The organism is Amycolatopsis nigrescens CSC17Ta-90 (assembly GCF_000384315.1).
Taxonomy (GTDB): Bacteria; Actinomycetota; Actinomycetes; order Mycobacteriales; family Pseudonocardiaceae; genus Amycolatopsis; species Amycolatopsis nigrescens.
The window spans coordinates 1,005,913-1,021,222 of record NZ_ARVW01000001.1 but is presented as its reverse complement, the minus strand read 5'-3'; the positions used below and the strand labels follow the sequence as shown (position 1 = coordinate 1,021,222).

Below are 15,310 nucleotides of genomic sequence, written 5' to 3'. Positions count from 1 at the left end.
CTTGGGGTCAGGGGGAGAGGGCGCGAAGGACGAGGGCTACGGCGGCGTCCGCGTAGTCGTGCGTGAGCGGGCCGGTGCGCAGCAGCCAGCGGTAGTAGAACGCGCCCCACAGCAGTTCGAAGGCCAGGTCCAGGTCGAGGTCCGCGGCCACTTCGCCGGTTTCCTGCGCGCCGCGCAGCCGCTGCTTCGTCGCGGCCAGCAGCGGCCCGTGGAACTGGTCGAGCAGCTCGGCGGAAAGGCCGGGGTCGTGCTGGACTTCGGTGAGCAGCGCGCGGTAGGGCAGGTCGAAGCGCGGGTTCACCAGTTCGTCGACGCCCGACCTCGCGACCGACCGGAGATCGGCCGCGAGGTCGCCGGTGTCCGGCAGCTCCAGCACGCGGTCTTCGCCGAACGCCAGGAAGGCGTCGAAGAGCACCGAGCCCTTGGACGGCCACCACCGGTAGATGGTCTGCTTGCCGACCCCCGCCCGCGCCGCGATCGCCTCGATCGTCAGCTTCGCGTACCCGGACTCGCCGAGCAGCTCGAACGCGGCGGCCAGGATGGCCTGCCGGGAACGTTCACTGCGCCGGGACGGGTCGGGCGCCCTGTCACTCATCCGCGAATGCTAGGCGACCTCGGCTCGTTCGCGGCTGAAGGCCTTCTCGGCCAGCGCCCCGAAGGTCAGCCCCAGCACGGTCCACAGCACGAACTGCGTGCCGGCCGAAGCGATCCGGAAGTTCCACAGGGTGGACCCGGGGAACTCCGCCGGCACCTCGTCGATGGCGGGCATCAGCCAGGCGGTGACGCCGATCGCGACCAGATAGCCCGCCACGCCGAGCAGTCCGCCGGTCCACGCGCCGAGCCGGTCGGCGAGCTTGCGCCCGGCCACCGTCGCGGCGACGCCGAAAACCAGTGACAGCGCGACGAAGGCGAAGTACAGCCCGGTCCGGTCGCCGATCGTGCCCGGCTGCCCGACCGCGGGCGGGTTCGCCGGGTACTTCAGGAACGGCACCCCGAACACCACCACGAAGGCGCCGGCCGCGAGCAGCGCCGAGGTGTGCCGTGGCCGCAGCGTGCCGACGCGGCCGTAGCCGAACGCGAACGCCAGCGAGAAGAGTCCGCCGACCGCGACGCCGTAGCCGCCGACACCGGTGAACAGGCCGAGCGTGCTCTGCACGTCCCGGCTGACCAGTTCCTCTTCCGCCGGTTCGGTTTCCGGCGCCGGGGACGACGCGTCATGGACGTGCGAGTGCGCGGCCGAACCGGCTTCTTCGATGCCGATCGCCGCGTTCACCGAAGGCTCGCCGAACAAGTACGCGAACAGGGTCGCCAGCACACCGGCGATCAGGCCCGCGAGCATGCCGCGGACCAGCAGGGTCCTCATCATCTTCCCCTCGCCCGCCCGCTCAGTGGCAGGGGAAGGCGAGCAGGTGCCTGCCGTCGTGCACGAATTCGTGCACCAGGTTGTTCGCGAACACCGCGAAAGCGCCTTGCTCGGTGCTCACGAAGTACAGCGCGATCAGCGCGAGCAGGCCGAAGAAGACGGCCCAGGGCAGGATCTCGCGGATCGGGATGCGGACGGGCGAAGGAATCGATACTGCGGGGATGGCGGCCTGGGACGTCATCGGGGGCCTCCTCGGGCTGGCGCGGCCTCGTTCGGATGGTGCTCGGATCACTGCGACGGCACCGGGTCTGACTTCTCCGCCGGTTCGGCGAAGTAACAGTGGCGCGTCCGCGCGGATTCTCACCGCATTCCGGTCGTCGTCGCCTAGCCGGACGAGAGTAGGTCGGCGGTTGAGGGCGAGTCAACGTGAGCTGATCGACTCTCCGGCAGGAAATGATCGAAAGTGAGCGAAACGTCGATTGACCACGCATAAACAAGCATCTAGGGTGAAGCTCATGACGCGCTCTTTCATGGACGAGGAGATCGCCAGCCAGCCGGCCCGCTGGCGTACGGCGAGCGAGCTCGCGACGTCGTCGCGGGCTTCGCTGCCCCAGCCGGGCCGCCGGGTGGCCGTGGTCGGCTGCGGCACGTCCCGGTTCATCGGCGAGTCCTACGCGGTGCTGCGGGAGTCGGCCGGCCTCGGCTACACCGATGCCTTCGCGGCTTCCGAGTTCCCGATGGGCCGCAGCTACGACGAGGTGGTGGCGATTTCGCGCTCCGGCACCACGACCGAGGTGCTGCGGCTGCTGGAGGCGCTGCGCGGGCAGACCCCGACCACGGTGATCACCGGGGTGCCCAGCGAGATCGCCGCGGTCGCGGACACCGTGGTCGATCTGTCCTTCAGCGACGAGCGCTCAGTGGTCCAGACCAGGTTCGCGACCACCACGCTGGCACTGCTGCGCAGCCATCTCGGCGAGGACGTCACCCGCGCGATCCGGCAGGCCGAGGCGATTCTCGCGGCCCCGGTCGACGAGCAGGTGCGCAAGGCCACCCAGTTCACCTTCCTCGGCACCGGCTGGACCGTCGGCATCGCCAACGAGGCCGCGCTGAAGTTCCGCGAGGCGTCGCTGAGCTGGACCGAGTCCTACCCCGCCTGGGAGTACCGGCACGGCCCGATCAGCATCAGCGAGGCCGGCCGGGTCACCTGGATGTTCGGTCCGGCCCCCGAGGGACTGGCGGAGGACGTCCGGCGGGCGGGCGGCACCTTCGTGGACGACGAGCTGGACCCGCTGGCGGACCTGGTCCGCGCCCAGCTAGTGGCCGGCGCGCTGGCCGCGGATCGCGGGCTGGACCCGGACAACCCGAGGAACCTGACCCGCTCGGTCGTACTGGGCTGACCTGGCCGCACGGCTTCGGAAAGAATCCGCCCATGACTGAAAAACTGGTCGCGGCCTTCGACGTGGGCGGCACGAGTGTCAAGGCGGCCCTGCTCGACGAGGAGCTGCGGCAGCTCGCGGCCCTGCGCGAACCCACCGCGCGCGGAACGGACGGCACCGCCACCGCGGAGGCGATCGGCGACCAGGTCGCCCGGCTGGTGGCCGGATTCGACCGGCAGGTGGCGGCGGTGGGCGTGGTGATCCCCGGGATCGTGGACGACCAGGCCGGGATCGCCCGGTTCTCCGCGAACCTCGGCTGGCGCGAGGTGCCGTTCGCGGACCTGCTGCGCCGCCGGCTGGACGTTCCGGTGGCCTTCGGGCACGACGTCACCGCGGGCGGGCTGGCCGAGTACCGGCTCGGCGCGGCTCGCGGTTTCGCCAGCGCGGTCGTGCTGCCGGTCGGTACCGGGATCGCGGCCGCCCTGCTGCTGGACGGCCGGCCGTACCGTGCGGGCGGGCTGGCCGGCGAGCTCGGCCACATCGACGTGGGGCACCAGGAGAAGTGCGGCTGCGGGGCCACCGGCTGCCTGGAGGCGATCGCGTCCGCGGCAGCGATCGCCCGGCGGTTCGCCGCGCGGACCGGGCGGCCGGCGGCCGGTGCGGAACAGGTGGTGCAAGCCGCTCGCGCGGGCGACCCGGATGCCGCCGCGGTGCTCGAGGAAGCCGTGCACGCTCTCGGCCGGGGCATCCACACGCTGACCACCCTGCTGGCGCCGGAGGTGGTAGTGCTCGGCGGCGGCCTGTTCGGCGCCGGGGACTTCGTGCTCGACCCATTGCGGCACTGGCTTTCCGCGCGGCTGACCTTCCAGCGGATGCCGGAGCTGCGGGTCGCCGAACTGGGCGACGAGGCGGGCTGTCTCGGGGCCGGCCTGCTCGCGCTGGAGGCGGCCGGATGATCCTGACCGTCACCCCGAACACCGCGCTCGACGTCACCTACACGCTCGACCGGCTGGTGCCCGACCGCGCGCACCGGGCGAGCAGGGTGGACCGGCGGGCCGGTGGCAAGGGCGTGAACGTGGCGAGGGTGCTGCACACGCTTGGGGTGACGGTCTGCGCGGCGGGCACCGCGGGCGGGCCGGACGGCGAGTCGCTGCGCGCCGACCTGGCTGCGGCCGGTATTCGGCACGAGCTGGTCGCGATCGGCGCGAACTCCCGGCGGACCACCACCCTGGTGTCCACAATGGACAAGACCGTCACGCTGCTCAACGAGCCGGGTGCGGAGCTGACCGAACGCGAATGGGCCGCGCTCACCTGGCTGGTCGAGCGGCTGGCACCGGCGGCGTCGGTGCTGGTGTGCTCGGGCAGCCTGCCGCCCGGCGCGCCCGCGGACGGGTACGCGCGGCTGCTCGGTGCCGCGGCCGGACCGTCCGTGCTGGACACTTCGGGCGACGCGCTGCTGGCCGGGCTGGCCGCCCGCCCGTCCGTGGTCAAGCCCAACCTGGCCGAACTGCTCGAGGTGACCGGGATCGGCGACCCGCGGGCCGCGGCCGCCGCGCTGCGCGAGGGCGGCGCCGGTGCGGTGCTGGTGTCGCTCGGCGAGGACGGCCTGCTGGCCAGTACCGCTGACGGGGAATGGCTGGCGAAACCCTCCGAGGTCCTGACCGGCAACCCCACCGGCGCCGGGGATGCCGCCGTCGCCGGTATCGCGCTGGAACTCGCGCGGGGCGCCGGCTGGCCCGCCGTGCTCCGCCGCGCCGTCGCCCTGTCGGCCGCCGCCGTGCTCGGCCAGCTCGCCGGCGACGTCGACCTGGCGCACTACCGCTCCGAACACCACTCCGTCACCGTCACGCAACTCGATGGTCCGTGAAAGAGAGGGAAGGGTCATGTCGCTGGTTGGGGCGGGGGAAGTGCTCGCGGCGCGGGGCGACGGCGGGTGCGGCGCGTTCAACGTGATCGGGATCGAGCACCTGACCGGGATCGTCGCCGGGGCCACCGCCGCCGGGCAGCCGGTGATCCTGCAGCTGAGCCAGAACGCGGTGCGCTACCACGGCGCGCTGGCGCCGATCGGCTCGGCGATGCTGGCCGCGGCGCGGGCGGCCGAGGTGGAGGTCGCGGTGCACCTGGACCACGCCGAGTCGCCGGAGCTGGTGCGCGAGGCGGTCGAGCTCGGCTTCGGCTCGGTGATGTTCGACGGCTCCGCGCTGGACTACCCGGAGAACGTGCGGGCCACCAGGGAGATGGTCGCCCACTGCCACGGACGCGGAGTATGGGTGGAGGCCGAGCTTGGCGAGGTCGGCGGCAAGGACGGGGTGCACGCGCCGGGCGCGCGCACCGATCCGGCCGAGGCGGCCGCGTTCGTCGAAGCGACCGGGGTGGACGCGCTCGCGGTGGCGGTCGGCAGCTCGCACGCGATGCTCACCCGCGACGCCGCACTGGACTTCGGGCTGATCGCGGAGCTGCGGGCGGCGGTGCCGGTCCCGCTGGTGCTGCACGGTTCGTCCGGGGTGGCGGACGAGCACCTCGCCGCCGCGGTGCGGGCCGGCATGGCCAAGATCAATATCGCCACCCAGCTGAACAAGGAGTTCACCGCCGGGATGCGGGCCTTCCTCACCGACCGCCCCGGCACCGTCGACCCCCGCAAGTACCTCGGCGCCGGCCGCGACCACCTCGCCGCCGAAGTCACCCGCCTGCTCACCCTGCTGGCCGCCCCTTAAGGCCACCATGAGGGCGTTCAACGCCCCTAAGGTGGCCTTGAGGGACCACCGGGAGAGCTAGGCGGTGAGGACTTTGACGCCTTCGGTTTCGAAGGCGGTGACGGTGGCCGGGTCCGCGTCGGTGTCGGTGATCAGCAGGTGCACCGCCGAGGTCGGGCTGATCTGCGCGAACGCGTGCCCGCCCAGTTTCGAGCTGTCCGCGACCACGACCACCTGCCTGGCCCGCGAAGCCATCAGCTTGTTGATGCTGGCCTCGCCCTCGTGGTGCGCGTAGGCGCCGCGGGCGGGGTCGAAGGCGTCCACGCCGAGGAAGACCACGTCCAGGGTGATCTCGTGCAGGATCAGCGTGGCCAGCGGCCCGGTCAGCTCGAAGGAATGCTGCCGGGCCACCCCGCCGGTCACCACGATCTTGATGTTCGGCCGCACCGCCAGCTCGTTGGCGATGTTCAGCGCGTTGGTCACCACGGTCAGCGCCGGGGTGTCGCCGCGGTCGTTGAAGTCCGGCCGGGTGGCCACCGCGCGGCCCACCTCGGTGCTGGTGGTGCCGCCGTTGAGCCCGATCACCATGCCGCGCTCGACCAGCCGGGAGGCCGCCGCGCTGATCCGCTGCTTCTCCGGCGCGTGCCTGGCCGCCTTGTGCCGCAGCGGCAGGTCGTAGGCGACGTTGCTGGCCACCGCCCCGCCGCGGGTGCGGGTGAGCAGCTGGCGCCCTGCCAGGTGGTCGAGGTCGCGACGGATCGTCGCGGGTGACACGTCGAGCTCTTCGGCCGTCTGCTCGACGTCGATCTTGTCCCGCTGCCCGATCATGTCCAGCAGGGCACTCAGCCGTTCGTGCCGATCCACGCCTCGACCCTTCCACCGCGGTTGCAAGTTGCACCGAAACTACTACGCGCGGCGGTGCGGGTAGGGCCGAACGGCTCAGCCCGGCTTCGGCGAGTCGGTTCCGGGGTGCGGAGTCTTCCAGGCGCCGCGGGTGAAGTCCGGGAAGGGGATCGGCGTGCCGCCGCGCTGGACCGACATCGCGCTGAGCGCGAACGGTGCGTTCCAGGCCGCGGAGTCGTAGACGTCGATGTCCGGCGCGAGCCCGAGCCGCATGGTCTGGGCCAGCCGGTAGACCATCAGGTAGTCCATTCCGCCGTGCCCGCCGGGGCCGGGGCCGACGTCCTTCCACAGCCAGTGGTCGTAGCCGGCGAAGTCGGCGAAGCTGCCCCAGCGGTCGCCCGAGTGCTTCGGCTCGAGGTAGATCCGCGCCGGGTAGTCCTCGAACACCCCGTTGGTGCCGGCCAGGTGGTTCAGCCGGGAGTACGGGTGCGGGTTCGAGACGCCGTGCACCAGGTGGATGACCCGGCCGCGTTCGGTCTGCAGCAGGCTCATCGTGACGTCGCCGTCCACGTAGCGCTCGCGCCACTTGGGGTCGCCGGCCGGCACGTGCTTGGCGCGGTAGTCGGCGAGGCCGAGCGCGGGCGTGCTCATCGAGCTGATCCGGACCAGCCGGTCACCCCTGTTGATGTCCATGTAGGACGCGACCGGGCCGAGGCCGTGCGTGGGGTAGAGGTCGCCGTTGACCTTGGTGTGCCAGCCGCGCCGCCACTGGCCCTGGTAGTAGGTGTCGGAGAAGAGCAGCTCGCGCAGGTCGTGCAGGTAGGCGCCGGAGCCGTGCAGCAGCTCGCCGAACAGGCCTTCGTGCGCCATCCGCAGCACCCGCAGCTCGTTCTGCCCGTAGCAGCAGTTCTCCAGCTGGATGCAGTGCCGCCGGGTCTGCTCGGAGGTGTTCACCAGCTCCCACAGGTCGGCCACCGTGGTCGCGATCGGGCACTCCGAGCCGACGTGCTTGCCGCCCCGCATCGCGGCCAGCGACATGGTGGTGTGCCATTCCCAAGGTGTTGCCACGTAGACGAAGTCCACGTCGTCGCGCCGGCAGAGCTTTTCGAAGGCGTGGTCGCTGCCGGTGAAGGTGGCCGGGGCGGGCTGGCCGGCCTTGGTGATGGCCGCCGATGCCTTCGCCACGAAGTCCGCGTTGATGTCGCAGATGGCGGTTACCCGCACTTCCGGCACGGCGAGGAACAACGGCAGCATCGACGCGCCCCGGTTGCCGAGGCCGATGATGCCGACCCGCACCGTCGCCCGCGGTTCGAAGGGGACGCCCATCATCGTCTTGCCCCGCGGCTTCGGCGACCATTCGTCCGCGCTGAAGCCACTGAAGCCACTGAAGTCGCTGGAGCCACTTTCCGCGGCGGCCGCGGGACCGGTGCCCAGCGCGGCCATGCCTGCTCCGGCGGCGACGGCACCGGCGCCGGTTCGCAGCGCGGTCCGGCGGGACAGCCGGGACAGCTCGGGGTGGGGTTCGTCGACCATCTGCGCCTCCATCATGGGCGGGTCTCGGTGATGCTCCGAGGATCCGATCGAAAGTGCATGCAAGTCAAGGCTTTCACGTAATTTCGATCAGAAAAGAGCAAGATCGAGCACTTGTGCACACGGTGATCACGCGTAGCCTCTAGGTGACGTTCGCGCAGCTTCCTCCGAGTGCGACTGTTGACAACTGCGTGAAATCGAACAAAACTGCGCACCAACGTGCAGAATCTGCGCGAAATCTGCTGACTTCGATCAGGTGGTGACCATGCGGGAAGCTCGCGGAAGGTCAGGCAAGACCGGCAGGAAAAGCACAGTGGTGGTGGGCCTGACGGCCGTGCTGGGGGTGCTCGGCCTGACCGCCTGCGGCACCCCGACCGGCCAGGAGACCGCCGGCGGCGGCGAGAACAAGCTGCCCGGCGCCGACCAGTACCTCAGCGCGCCCTGTCCGGAGCCGGGCGTGAAGCCCGCCGGCAAGCAGTTCACCTACTGGTCCATGTGGACCGCCGACGAGCCGCAGGGCAAGGTGCTCAAGAAGGCGATCGACTGCTTCACCCAGAAGACCGGGGTGGCGGTGGACGTGCAGTGGCTCGGCCGCAAGCTGCTCACCCAGAACGTCGCCCCGGCGCTGAACACCGACGACGTGCCCGATCTTGTCGACCAGGACCTGAACCAGATGAACGCGGCGGTGGTCGCGCCCGGCGGGACGCAGAGCGTGGAGGACGTCTTCTCGCTGAAGGTGGGCGAAGGCGACAAGACCGTGCGCGACGTGCTCGCGCCGACCTCGTTCGAGATGCCGCAGAACAAGGACGCGGCCGGCAAGCCGGTGCTGGTGCCCTACGAGCTGATCAGCGACGCCTGGTGGTACCGCAAGGAAAGCGGGCAGATCACCCCGCCGAAGACCATGCCGGAGCTGTTCGGGTTGTTCGACAAGAGCAAGCAGGCGGGGAAGCCGGCGATCAGCCAGGACGGCGACATCAACGACTACAACACCTACTTCTTCACCCAGCTCGCCGCCAGGTACGTCGGCCCCGGCGGGCTGGCCCGCGCGGTGCAGGATCGCACCGGCGAAGCATGGCGAGACCCCGGTTTCCTGAAGGCCGCACAGCTGGTCGAGCAGCTGGCCAAGGGCGGGTACCTGGTGGACGGCTGGGACGCGTCGAAGTTCCCGCAGGTGCAGCAGCGCTGGGCGGACGGCGAGTCGGACTACATCTTCAACGGCAGCTGGCTGCCCAGTGAGACCCGCGAGTACCTCGGCAAGCAGGGCGGCGGCAAGGCGATCAGCTACGGCTCCTTCCAGTTCCCGATGCCCGACGGCGCCACGCACGACATCGTGGAGCAGCTGCCGATCGGGTTCTCCGTGCTGGCCAAGGCGAAGAACCCCGAGCCGGCCAAGGCGTTCATCGCCTACCTGCTGAACAAGGACCTGCTGGCCGGGATCCCGGCGGTCAGCGACAACCTGACCCCGCGGCCGGACCTGCCGGTGCCGGACGACCTCAAGGAGATCAAGGCGGTGCTCGACGATCCGAAGAAGGAGCACATGCTGATCAAGGACGGGATCGACGGGCTGTTCGGCGGCAAGTACGTGGACGGCGTGTTCTACCCGATCAGCAACGCCGCGCTGAAGGGCACCATCACCGCGCAGCAGTTCGTCGACCAGTTGGTGGTCAAGACGGCCGAGTTCTGGCGGGCTCAGGGCTGATGGCGCAGCTGGTAGCTCCTGCGCCGCGCGCCACCAGTTCGAACGCGGGCGCGGCGCTGAAGGGGAAGCGGCGGCTGTTCTGGCCGCTGCTCACCCCGGCGATCGTGCTGTACGTGGTGTTCCTGGTGGTGCCGACGATCGCCACCGCGGTGCTCAGCTTCTCCAGCTGGGCCGGGGCCGGGGACACCCCGAAGTTCAACGGGCTCACCCAGTACCGGGAGATGTTCGCCAGCGAAGCGTTCCGGTACTCCTTCTTCAACACGCTGCTCTACATCGTGGTCGGCGGGGCGGGCACCTTCCTGCTCGCGTTCCTGTTCACCATGGTGCTGCGGGACATGCGCGGCGGGAAACTGGTGCGCGCCATCCTGTTCTTCCCGAACATCGTGGCGCCGGTGGCGCTGGGCATGTTCCTCGGCTTCGTGTTCAAGTACCAGCCGGGCAAGCAGGGGCTGGCCAACTTCATGCTCGAAGGCATCGGGCTGGACGCGGTCAAGTTCCTGCAGCCGGAGAACGTGACCTACGCGGTGATCGCGGCGCTGGTCTGGGCCAGCTCGGGCTTCTACATCACCATCCTGATGGCCGCGGTGGACCGGATCCCGCCGTACCTCTACGAGGACTCCGAGATCGCCGGTGCGTCGCCGTGGCAGAAGTTCCGCAACATCACCCTGCCGCTGACCTGGGACGTGGTCGGGGTGGCCGGGGTGCTGTGGACGATCAACGCGATGAAGATCTTCGAGATGGTCTTCGTGCTGGCCGGGCCGGGCACCTATTCGCCGCCGATCCGCTCGTGGACGCTGGGCATCTACGTGTTCGACCGGTCCTTCGGCACCAGGGGCACCCCGGCCTACGGCGCGGCCTGTGCCTGCGCGGTGATGATGATCGTGCTGGTGTCGGTGTTCGTCGTCCTGCTGCGCCGGCTGATGCGCCGCGACGCGATCCAGTTCTGAGGGGAAGCGCGAATGTCCACAGTGTCCGAACTACGGCGGCCACCGCGCAAGCCGAAGCGGCCACCCGGCTCGAAGCGGTTCAGCCCGCTGCGGCTGCTCGGCATGACCGTGGTCTGGTTGTTCACCGCGTTCAACGTGTTCGTGCTGTACTGGCTGATCTCGTCTTCGTTCAAGACCCCGGTGGAGATCTTCACCCAGCCCTTCCAGCTTCCACGGCAGTGGTTCGTCACCGGGGAGCCGTTCCGCAACTTCGTCTACGCCTGGAACCAGGCCGGGTTCGGCTCGGCGTTCCTGACCACCGTGCTGCTGGTCGGGCTGTCCGCGGTGGCCGTGGTGGCGATCGCCGCGCCCGCCGCCTACGCGCTGACCCGGCTGGGGGTGCGCGGCTCGAACGGGCTGACCAACTTCTTCGCGATCGGCATGGGCGTGCCGTTCCAGACCGTGATCATCCCGCTGTTCGTGGGCATGGCCGAGTTCCGGCTGGTGAACAACCTGTTCGGGCTGTTCCTGGTCTACGTGGCGCTTTCGCTGCCGTTCACGGTGTTCCTGCTGACCGGGTTCTTCCGCTCGCTGCCGGACGAGATGGAGGAGGCGGCGGCGATCGACGGCGCCTCGCCGATCCGCACTTTCCTGTCCATCATGCTGCCGCTGGCAAGGGGCGGGCTGATCACCGCGCTCATCCTGAACGCGATCGGGCTGTGGAACGAGACCCTGCTGGCCATCGTGTTCCTCCAGGACAACGCCAACTTCACCCTGGCAAGGGCGCTGTTCACGTTCTACGGCGCGGCCAGCTACCAGTCCGAGTACGGCGGCCTGATCGCCGGGGTCACCATCGTGGTGCTCCCGATGCTGGTGCTGTACATCCTGCTCGCTCGACGCATCATCACCGGCCTCACGCTCGGTGCCGGGAAGTAGGGAGAAGCCAAATGGCGACCGTGTCGTTCAAGGGCGCGACGCGCTACTACGCGAATGTGCCGAAACCGGCCGTGGACCGGCTGGACCTGGAGGTCGAAGACGGCGAGTTCCTGGTGCTGGTCGGCCCGTCCGGCTGCGGGAAGTCCACCACCCTGCGGATGCTCGCCGGGCTGGAGGGGGTGGACGAGGGGCAGGTGCACATCGGCGCGCGGGACGTGACCGACCTGGCGCCGAAGGACAGGGACATCGCCATGGTGTTCCAGAACTACGCGCTCTACCCGCATATGACCGTGGCCGAGAACATCGGCTTCCACCTGAAGATCGCCAAGACGCCGAAGGCCGAGCGGGAGCGCGCGGTGGCCGAGGCCGCCGAACTGCTGGACCTGACGTCCTATCTGGACCGCAAGCCGGCCAAGCTTTCCGGCGGGCAGCGGCAGCGGGTGGCGATGGGCAGGGCGATCGTGCGCCGGCCGCAGGTGTTCTGCATGGACGAGCCACTGTCCAATCTGGACGCGAAGCTGCGGGTGCAGACCCGTACCCAGATCGCGTCCCTGCAGCGCCGGCTCGGGGTCACCACCATCTACGTCACGCACGACCAGGTGGAGGCGATGACCATGGGGGACAGAGTGGCCGTGCTCAAGGACGGTGCCCTGCAGCAGTGCGACACCCCGATCGGGCTGTTCGGCAAGCCGGCCAACGTGTTCGTCGCCGGGTTCATCGGCTCGCCCGCGATGAACCTGCTGGACGCGACCGCGGACGCCGAGGGCGTGCTCGCCGGCGGGCAGCGCATTCCGCTCACCCCGGCCCAGCGCGCGGCGTTGACCAGCGAGCGGGTGGTGGCAGGGGTGCGGCCGGAGGGCTGGACGCTGAGCGAGCCGGGGACCGGGATCACCGCGACCGTGGAGGTGGTGGAGGAGCTGGGCAGCGACCAGTACCTGTACTGCCAGGCGGAGAAGGTGATCACCGTGCGCACCCCGGGGATGTCGCCGTGGCGGCGCGGCACCGAGGTCGGGCTGGTGCCGCGGCCCGGCGCGGTGCACCTGTTCGACGCGGCCACCGGCGACCGGCTGCCGGACTGATGTCCACCGCACAGCGCACTTCGCTGTCCGTCGAGGGCCTGCGGCTGCCCGCCGCCGAGCTCGGCCGGGAGAACCCGTTGCCGCCGCTGCTCCCGCCGGAGAAGGCGCAGCGGGTGAGCAACCTGGCCGAGCTGCCCGCCGACCTGGCCGGGAACCTGACCTACGGCAAGCTGGACAGTGTGCTGCCCTGCCTCGTGCAGGACGGCTACCGGCGCGAGCGCGTGGAAAGCGAGCTGCCCGCGCTGGTGCTGGAGAACGAGCTGTTGCGCGCGACCGTGCTGCCGTCGCTGGGCGGGCGGCTCTACTCGCTGGTGGACAAGGTGGCAGGGCGCGAGCTGCTCTACCGCAACCCGGTTTTCCAGCCGGCGAACCTCGCCCTGCGCGGCGCCTGGTTCGCCGGGGGAGTGGAGTGGAACCTGGGCAGCACCGGGCACACCACGCTGACCTGCGAGCCGCTGCACGCGGCCGGGCTGGCGGCGCCGGACGGATCGCCGATGCTGCGGCTGTGGGAGTGGGAGCGCACCCGGAACCTGGTGTACCAGCTGGACTTCTGGCTGCCGCCGGGTTCGGCCTGGCTGTTCGTCGGGGTGCGGGTGCGCAATCCCCGCGACCACGCCGCCGGGGAGGTGCCGCTGTACTGGTGGTCCAACATCGCCGTGCCGCGCGCGGCCGCGACCAGGGTGCTGGCGCCGGCGGAGAAAGCCTGGCACTACGGCTACGGCGGCAGGCTGGACCTGGTGGACGTGCCGGGCGAGCCGGACCTGACTTACCCGGCCGGACATCAGCAGGCGGCGGACTTCTTCTTCGACCTCCCGGCGGGCACGCCGCCGTGGATCGCCGCGCTGGACGGCGACGGGTACGGGCCGGCGCAGTTGTCCACCGGGCGGCTGCGCGGGCGCAAGCTGTTCGTCTGGGGCGAGTCGGCGGGCGGGCACCGCTGGCAGGACTGGCTGGCACCTGGCGCGGGCGGTTACCTGGAGATCCAGGCCGGGCTGGCGAAAACCCAGCTCGAACATCTCAGGCTGCCCGGGGGTGAGTCCCGCGACTGGCTGGAAGCCTACGGTCCGGTGCGGGCCGATCCCGCGTCCGTCCACAGTGGAGACTGGGCGACCGCAACGGGGTCCGTGCTGCTGCCGCACGAGGAACTGGCCCGGCGGCACGTCGAGTGGCGCGCGGTAGCCGATACCGAACCCGGCGAAACGCTGCACCGCGGGTCCGGCTGGGGTGCGCTGGAACTGGCCAGGACCGGTGAGGCCGCGCCGCCCGGCACCCCGTTCCCGGCGGAAACCCTTGGTGCGCAACAGGAATCGTGGCTTCAGTTACTGGCTGGACGTCAGCCTCATGCCGATCCGCTGTTGCCGCCGCCCGGCACGCTGGTCGCGCCGGAATGGCGGGCGCTGCTGGAGAAGACCGCCGACGACTGGCTGAGCTGGTACCACCGCGGGGTCGCGCGCTGGTACGACGGCGACCGGTCGGGAGCGGTGGCCGCGTGGCGTTCGTCGGACGAGTGTGCCGGGAATCCCTGGGCGCTGCGGAACCTGGCCGTGGCCACCGGCGATTCAGCCGACTTGGACGAATCGGCGGACCTGTACGTAGCGGCGCTGGCCTTCGCCTCCGACGTGCGGGCGCTGGCGGTGGAGGCGGTGACCGCGGTGCTCGCGGCGGGCCGGGCGGTGCAGGCTGCCGAACTGGTCGAGTACCTGCCCCCGGAAATCCGGGCCGACGGCCGGATCCGGTTGCTGACCGCGCGGGCCAGGCTGGCCCTCGGCGACGCCGAGGGCGCGCTGGCGATCTTCGAGCAGGGCTTCGACGTGCCGGACGTGCGCGAAGGGGAGACCGCGCTTTCCGACGTCTGGGTGGAGATCCAGCACCGGCTCGGCCGAAACCTGGCGCTGCCAAGGCGTTACGACTTCCGGATGACCGGATGAAACGGCACGAACGGCTGAGCGGCATCCTGCAGCTGGTCGGTGAGCGCGGCAAGGTGGACGTGGACGAGCTCGCCACCGGGCTGGTGGTCTCGCAGGCCACCGTCCGGCGCGACCTCGACCACCTCGCCGGGCAGCACCTGCTCACCCGCACCAGGGGCGGTGCGGTGGCGAACAACGTGTCCTACGATCTGCCGCTGCGGTACAAGACCGCGCGGCACGCGCCGGAGAAGAGCCGGATCGCGCACGCGGTGGCGATGCTGGCCCAGCCCGGCGGCGTGATCGGGCTGAACGGCGGCACCACCACGACCGGGATCGCGATGGCACTGGCCGCGCGGGCCGACCTCGACTCCGGCGCCGCGCCCCGGCTGACCGTGGTCACCAACGCGCTGAACATCGCGAACGAGCTGACGGTGCGCCGCCAGATCAAGCTGGTGGTCACCGGCGGGGTGGCCAGGCCGCACTCCTTCGAGCTGACCGGCCCGCTGGCCACCCCGGTGCTCGGCGAGATCGCGCTGGACCTGCTGGTGCTCGGGGTGGACGCGCTCGATCCGGAGGGCGGCGCCTTCGCGCACCACGAGGGCGAGGCCGATATCAACCGGCTGATGGTGGCGCGCGCGGCCAGGGTGGTGGTCGCCGCGGACAGCTCGAAACTGGGCCACCGGGCCTTCGCGCGAATCTGCGAAATCGCCGACGTCGACGTGGTCGTCACCGACTCCGACGTCGCACCCGACTTGGCCGCTCGCTTCCGCGCCTCCGGCGTCGACCTCCGCTCCGTCTGACCACTGCCCCTTAAGGCCACCTTAGGGGCGTTGGATGCCCCCATGGTGGCCTTAAGGGATCTCCGTAGCGGGGATAAGGCGGGGGTATGGGGTGGGCGGTATGCCGCCGGTCGGCGGGTATCGAGGCGTCCCAAATTGGTCTATACCAGATCTATCGG

General features: G+C 70.5%; 15 protein-coding genes. 10 read left to right on the top strand and 5 right to left on the bottom strand.

Annotated elements, in window-relative coordinates; genetic code table 11:
• Window positions 1-7: 7 nt before the first annotated feature.
• From AMYNI_RS0104700 to AMYNI_RS0104690, 3 genes are read right to left on the bottom strand one after another with little or no spacing between them, the layout of a single operon-like run.
• The gene (locus AMYNI_RS0104700) at window positions 8-595 is read right to left on the bottom strand and encodes a TetR/AcrR family transcriptional regulator (RefSeq protein ID WP_020666825.1); all 588 of its coding nucleotides are present in this window, start codon (window positions 593-595) and stop codon (window positions 8-10) included.
• A 9-nt stretch (window positions 596-604) separates the two neighbouring features.
• Window positions 605-1,366, bottom strand: a complete 762-nt coding sequence (locus AMYNI_RS0104695) for a CbtA family protein (protein WP_026360056.1) — start codon at window positions 1,364-1,366, stop codon at window positions 605-607.
• Window positions 1,367-1,385: 19 nt separating this feature from the next.
• Window positions 1,386-1,604: a CbtB domain-containing protein gene (locus AMYNI_RS0104690; RefSeq protein ID WP_020666823.1), complete on the bottom strand. Its 219-nt coding sequence runs from the start codon at window positions 1,602-1,604 to the stop codon at window positions 1,386-1,388.
• 274 nt (window positions 1,605-1,878) lie between these two features.
• Between AMYNI_RS0104690 and AMYNI_RS0104685 the strand changes: the two genes are divergently transcribed.
• The 4 genes from AMYNI_RS0104685 to AMYNI_RS0104670 are packed head-to-tail and all read left to right on the top strand — an operon-like array spanning window position 1,879 to window position 5,453.
• Complete coding sequence (locus tag AMYNI_RS0104685) at window positions 1,879-2,760, top strand: SIS domain-containing protein (protein WP_026360055.1); 882 nt, start codon at window positions 1,879-1,881, stop codon at window positions 2,758-2,760.
• Window positions 2,761-2,792: 32 nt separating this feature from the next.
• Window positions 2,793-3,695: an ROK family protein gene (locus AMYNI_RS0104680; protein WP_020666821.1), complete on the top strand. Its 903-nt coding sequence runs from the start codon at window positions 2,793-2,795 to the stop codon at window positions 3,693-3,695.
• Window positions 3,692-4,606 carry a 1-phosphofructokinase family hexose kinase gene (locus AMYNI_RS0104675; RefSeq protein WP_020666820.1) on the top strand — a complete coding sequence of 305 codons (915 nt, stop codon included), beginning with the start codon at window positions 3,692-3,694 and terminating at the stop codon, window positions 4,604-4,606. The genes AMYNI_RS0104680 and AMYNI_RS0104675 overlap by 4 nt, the downstream gene beginning before the upstream one ends.
• Window positions 4,607-4,622: 16 nt before the next feature.
• Window positions 4,623-5,453, top strand: coding sequence for a class II fructose-bisphosphate aldolase (locus tag AMYNI_RS0104670; protein WP_020666819.1), 831 nt, complete (start codon window positions 4,623-4,625; stop codon window positions 5,451-5,453).
• Window positions 5,454-5,510: 57 nt separating this feature from the next.
• Here AMYNI_RS0104670 and AMYNI_RS0104665 read toward each other — a convergent pair whose 3' ends face one another.
• Complete coding sequence (locus AMYNI_RS0104665) at window positions 5,511-6,296, bottom strand: DeoR/GlpR family DNA-binding transcription regulator (protein ID WP_020666818.1); 786 nt, start codon at window positions 6,294-6,296, stop codon at window positions 5,511-5,513.
• A gap of 75 nt (window positions 6,297-6,371) precedes the next feature.
• Entirely contained in the window at window positions 6,372-7,808 is a 1,437-nt protein-coding gene (locus tag AMYNI_RS0104660) for a Gfo/Idh/MocA family protein (protein WP_157357249.1), read from the bottom strand.
• 313 nt (window positions 7,809-8,121) lie between these two features.
• On the opposite strand from AMYNI_RS0104660, the gene AMYNI_RS0104655 reads away from it, so the two are divergent.
• The 6 genes from AMYNI_RS0104655 to AMYNI_RS0104630 are packed head-to-tail and all read left to right on the top strand — an operon-like array spanning window position 8,122 to window position 15,152.
• Entirely contained in the window at window positions 8,122-9,504 is a 1,383-nt protein-coding gene (locus tag AMYNI_RS0104655) for an ABC transporter substrate-binding protein (RefSeq protein WP_245573864.1), read from the top strand.
• The gene (locus tag AMYNI_RS0104650) at window positions 9,504-10,451 is read left to right on the top strand and encodes a carbohydrate ABC transporter permease (RefSeq protein ID WP_020666815.1); all 948 of its coding nucleotides are present in this window, start codon (window positions 9,504-9,506) and stop codon (window positions 10,449-10,451) included. Before AMYNI_RS0104655 ends, AMYNI_RS0104650 begins: the two co-directional genes overlap by 1 nt.
• Before the next feature lie 12 nt (window positions 10,452-10,463).
• On the top strand, window positions 10,464-11,366 hold the full coding sequence (locus AMYNI_RS0104645; protein ID WP_020666814.1) for a carbohydrate ABC transporter permease: 903 nt from the start codon (window positions 10,464-10,466) through the stop codon (window positions 11,364-11,366).
• Between the two features lie 11 nt (window positions 11,367-11,377).
• Window positions 11,378-12,445, top strand: coding sequence for an ABC transporter ATP-binding protein (locus AMYNI_RS0104640; RefSeq protein ID WP_020666813.1), 1,068 nt, complete (start codon window positions 11,378-11,380; stop codon window positions 12,443-12,445).
• Complete coding sequence (locus tag AMYNI_RS0104635) at window positions 12,445-14,373, top strand: DUF5107 domain-containing protein (RefSeq protein WP_020666812.1); 1,929 nt, start codon at window positions 12,445-12,447, stop codon at window positions 14,371-14,373. The genes AMYNI_RS0104640 and AMYNI_RS0104635 overlap by 1 nt, the downstream gene beginning before the upstream one ends.
• On the top strand, window positions 14,370-15,152 hold the full coding sequence (locus AMYNI_RS0104630) for a DeoR/GlpR family DNA-binding transcription regulator (RefSeq protein WP_020666811.1): 783 nt from the start codon (window positions 14,370-14,372) through the stop codon (window positions 15,150-15,152). Before AMYNI_RS0104635 ends, AMYNI_RS0104630 begins: the two co-directional genes overlap by 4 nt.
• Window positions 15,153-15,310: the final 158 nt, after the last annotated feature.